Below are 1,202 nucleotides of genomic sequence, written 5' to 3'. Positions count from 1 at the left end.
CTAGTGCCTCGTCTTTGAACGTTGGCCGTGTAATCCGTCGGTTCTAAGCATGTGTCGGGCAGGCTGTTCCTCTTGCTGTTTGTGGGAGGTGGTGCCGGATGGGCCGACGCCCGGAAGTGTTCGTGCGTGCCCTGTCGATGCCCGAAGGTCAGCGGCTGCAGCGGATCACGCGTATCGCGAAGGATCCGGTCAAGCTGCGCCGGGCGATCGTCGTGCTGATGTCCGCCCAAGGCCAGCCGGCAGCGGACATCGCGTACCTACTCAAGGCCACCGACGACTACGTCCGTGACGTGATCCACACGTTCAATGACAGGGGGTTCGACGCGCTGAACCCAAAATGGAGAGGGGGCACACCGAACAAGATCGATGAGCAGACCCGTGACTGGATCTGCGTGATCGCCCGGTGTGACCCCCGCTTCCTCGGTCAGCCGTTCTCTTGCTGGTCGCTGTCGAAGCTGCGTGACTACCTGATCGAGACCGGCCGCGTCACCACGATCAGCATCGAGACCGTCCGGCGGATCCTGCACGGACGTGGCGTCACGTGGCAGACGTCGAAGACGTGGAAAGCCAGCAACGATTCGGACTTCGTCGCGAAGATGCGCCGGATCCTGGACCTCTACGACCACCCGCCCGCCGGCGGCAGAGTCGTCTGCATCGACGAGTTCGGACCGTTGAACCTGCAACCCCGGCCCGGCAAAGCGTGGAAACCGCAGGGCCGGCCGGTCCGGCTGCGGGCGACCTACCACCGTGATCACGGGGTCCGGCACATGATCGCCAGCCTCGACCTGACCACCGGCAGAATCCACTACCGGATCAGGGACCGGAAACGCTCGATCGAGTTCCTCGACTTCCTCAAGAGCCTCCGGCGCCGTTGGCCAGGCGAAACACTGCACCTAATCCTCGACAACTTCTCCCCGCACAAACACCCCACTGTCCGGGCGTGGTGCGCCGCGAACGCCGTCGAGCTCGTCTTCCTGCCGACCTACAGCTCCTGGCTGAACTGGATCGAAGCGGAGTTCGCCGCCTTGCGCTACTTCGCCCTCAACGGCACCGACCACCAGTCACACGCCGAGCAGGACGCCGCGATCGGCGACTACATCCGCTGGCGCAACCAGCGAGCCCGACCGAAAACCGGATACGCGACCAACTCCAAGATCCGCCACCCGGATTACCCCTTCAAGGCCGCATGACGAGGCACTAGC

General features: G+C 64.1%; 1 protein-coding gene. It reads left to right on the top strand.

All coding sequences use genetic code 11. From position 1 onward, the window contains the following. Positions 1 to 98 precede the first annotated feature (98 nt). A complete protein-coding gene (locus tag ACGFH9_RS30805) occupies positions 99 to 1,190 on the top strand; it encodes an IS630 family transposase (protein WP_393226389.1) in 1,092 nt (363 codons plus the stop codon). Positions 1,191 to 1,202: the final 12 nt, after the last annotated feature.

It is taken from the genome of Micromonospora sp. NPDC049102, from assembly GCF_043197485.1.
Lineage (GTDB): Bacteria > Actinomycetota > Actinomycetes > Mycobacteriales > Micromonosporaceae > Micromonospora.
This window is presented reverse-complemented; position numbering and strand designations above follow the sequence as displayed.